A 2,958-nucleotide genomic window follows, 5' to 3' on the forward strand; every position below is an offset into this window, starting at 1 on the left:
GCCGGGGGGCGTGGCGCCGGCCGTGCCGCGGGGGGCGGGCGTGGCGTCGGCCGTGCCGCCGGTTGTGCCGTCGCTCGTGCCGTCGGTCATGAGGAGAGCTCCTTCCCCTGCCGCAGGGCGTCCAGCAGGTCGTCGGCCGGACACCGCCCGCGGGCGACGTACCGCTCGGTGAACTCCCCGACCGCGTCGACCACCTCGGCGCCCGCCCCCAGCCGGGGCAGCGCCTCCAGCGCGGCCGCGAAACAGACGGCGGCGGCCTCCCGCAGCTCCGGGTCGGCCAGGGCGTGCCGGGCCGCGCCGGTCCACAGCGGATTGTGCGGCGCGGGCAGCGGCCCGCACCGCTCGGCGAGCGGCTTCACGGCCCGGAAGGCGGTCTCGGTGGCGGCCAGGTCGTCGAACAGCGCCGCCGCGACCGCGAGCGGCACGATCCAGCCGTCGTCGCCCGGCTGGGCGTCGAGCATCCGCAGCTCAAGGAAGCCGCGGGGCCGCACCGGCGGGAACAGCGTGGTCAGGTGGTACTCGAGGTCCTCCCGCCGCGGCCCCTGCCCGCTCGCCGCGCCCCGGCGCAGCCAGTCGCGGAAGGTCGTTCCGTCGGGCACCTCCCACGGGCCGACGGTCCGGCGGCGGCACATCAGCTCCGCGTCCAGCGCGTGCCGCGTCCAGGCCGCGCGGGGCTCCGCGTCCAGCGGGGGAGCACCGGCGCGCTCCGCGCCGATCTCCGCCCACCGCAGCTGCCGGGTGGAACGCCAGCCGGTGGCGCGCCGCTCGGCGACGGGGGAGTGGGCGAAGGCCGCCAGCAGCACCGCGCCCAGCAGGTGCGACATCCGCCAGCGCCGCACGTGCCCCAGCGGGCCCGGCTCCTCGTACCCCGCGTCCAGGTTGACCTGGACCGAGGCCGAGGTGCACATCATGGTCCGGCCGGCCGGACCCGCGCGGTCCAGGCTGCGCTCCATCGCGTCGTACCGGGGCTCCCGCAGGAAACGGCGGGGCGCCTGCCAGGGGTCCAGCCCCATGCCCGCCAGGGTCAGCCCCTGCTCGCGCAGCATGGACCGTACCGTCGCGAGATCGGCACGCATGGTCTCCACGCACTCGGTCAGCGAGGCCGCGGGCCGGGAGCTCAGCTCGATCTGACCGCCCGGCTCCGCGGTCAGGAGCGAGCGCACCGGCAGTCCGGGAAGCGCCGCGTGCGCCGCCTCCAACCGCTCGTCGGTGACGGTGGTACGTGGGTCCTCCAGGTCGTGGACCAGCCATTCCAGCTCCACGCCGAGCAGTCGGGGCGGGCCGGTCTTGAAGCAGATGCCGTGGACCAGCGCCTCGGCGCCGGCCTCGGACAGTACCTCTCCGGACCGTGCCGCCGCCGTCCCTGTCGCCTCGGACATGCCGGGGTTCTCCCTCCTGAGAGAGTCGACGCCGCTGGCTTCCCACCCAAGACCCTGACACGGAAGGACACAAGGGCGCACCTCGGGAGCCAAGGGGGCGGAAGCGGGCACGGATGACGGCACGCCCGCTAACAGCAAGAAGCGGCGCGCGATCGTGGGATGCCCGGCGAGGGTCACGCCAGGCGGAGACGTGCCGGGCGCGTGCGTGTCGGGCGGGGGAGCCCCGGACACGCGGGAGGGCCGGGCCCCGGGGGTCACCCCCTGCCGGCCCGGCCCTCCCGCGAAGCGGCGGACAGCCGGTGACGCGGCTGTCGGTCCATGACGCCGCCGTCAGTCCGCGGCCCTGCGGACGAGTTCGGCGAGCCGCGCCTCGAGCTCGTCCGTGAGCTTCGTCAGGGCGTAGGCGGTCGGCCAGAACGCGCCGTCGTCCAGGGCGGCCACCTCGCTGAACCCGAACTCGGCGTAGCGCGTGTCGAACTTCCCCGCGGCCTTGAAGAAACAGAGCACCTTGCCGCCCTTGGAGTACGCGGGCATGCCGTACCAGAGCCGGGGTGCGAGTTCCGGGGCGGCCTCACGGACGATCTCGTGGACGCGGGTGGCGAGGAGCCGGTCGGCCTCGTCCATCTCCGCGATCTTCGCGAGGACCTCGGGCTCGGGGTCGGCCTTGGCGCCGCCGCGGCGCGAGACCTTGCGGACCTCCTTGGCGCGCTCCTTCATCGCGGCGATCTCCTCCGCCGTGAAACCTTCCTGCGCCTCGTCCACCGTGCCCGCCGCTCGGGTGCTGTTCATCGTGTTCCCCTCTATGGCCGCCTCGCCGGGACCACCGGGTGTTCCGGTTCCTCCGTGCCGCCTGTGTTCCTCACGCTAGGCGGGCGAGGGGTGCGGTGGCTTCTCGAAAACTGACCGGTCCCGACCGGTCCCGACCGGTCTGCTCAGCGGATCTCCTTCACCCGGATCAGGTTGCCCGCGGGGTCGCGGAAGGCGCAGTCGCGCATCCCGTAGGGCTGCTCCGTCGGCTCCTGCACGACCTCACCGCCGCCCGCCCTGACCTTGTCGAAGACCGCGTCGAGCTGACGGGTGGCCAGCAGGATCCAGCCGAAGGTGCCCTTGGCCATCATCTCGGCGATGGTGCGCCGTTCGGCGTCCGTGACGCCGGGATCCGCGCCGGGGGGAGCCAGCAGGACGGAGGTCTCCGGCTGTCCGGGGGGACCGACGGTGATCCAGCGCATCCTGCCCTCCCCGACGTCTCCGCGGACCTCGAACCCGAGGAGGTCGCGGTAGAAGGCCAGGGAGGCTTCGGGGTCGTCGTGCGGGAGCGACGCGGTGTTGATGCTGAGGTCCATGCCGTCACCGTAGAACGGCCGGACCCGCGCCGCCCGTTGTTCGCCGATCATGCTCGGCCCGGCGACGCGGGCGGCCCTCCGCCAGGTGGCCGGCGAAGCCCGGACGGCGCCCGCCCGGGGGCCGGTGCCCGCCGGGGCGGCGGCGCCGGGGCGGGCACCCGCGCCGTGCGGCGCGCGCCCGGCGGCGTCGCGGGGCTGCCCGGTGGTGCCGGGGGCGGCCCGGAGCTGTGTCGGCT

Annotated in this window: 3 protein-coding genes; all 3 read right to left on the reverse strand. The window is 75.2% G+C overall.

Annotated elements, in window-relative coordinates:
- Positions 1-86: 86 nt before the first annotated feature.
- The 3 genes from egtA to ACOV8S_RS08955 all read right to left on the reverse strand — a co-directional run bounded on the left by egtA (position 87) and on the right by ACOV8S_RS08955 (position 2,722).
- Complete coding sequence (egtA, locus tag ACOV8S_RS08945; RefSeq protein WP_448317171.1) at positions 87-1,379, reverse strand: ergothioneine biosynthesis glutamate--cysteine ligase EgtA; 1,293 nt, start codon at positions 1,377-1,379, stop codon at positions 87-89.
- 330 nt (positions 1,380-1,709) lie between these two features.
- Positions 1,710-2,168: an iron chaperone gene (locus tag ACOV8S_RS08950; RefSeq protein ID WP_448317172.1), complete on the reverse strand. Its 459-nt coding sequence runs from the start codon at positions 2,166-2,168 to the stop codon at positions 1,710-1,712.
- A gap of 143 nt (positions 2,169-2,311) precedes the next feature.
- Positions 2,312-2,722 (reverse strand): VOC family protein, encoded by a 411-nt coding sequence (locus ACOV8S_RS08955; protein WP_448317404.1) that lies wholly within the window; start codon positions 2,720-2,722, stop codon positions 2,312-2,314.
- Positions 2,723-2,958: the final 236 nt, after the last annotated feature.

Source organism: Streptomyces sp. CO7 (assembly GCF_053474865.1).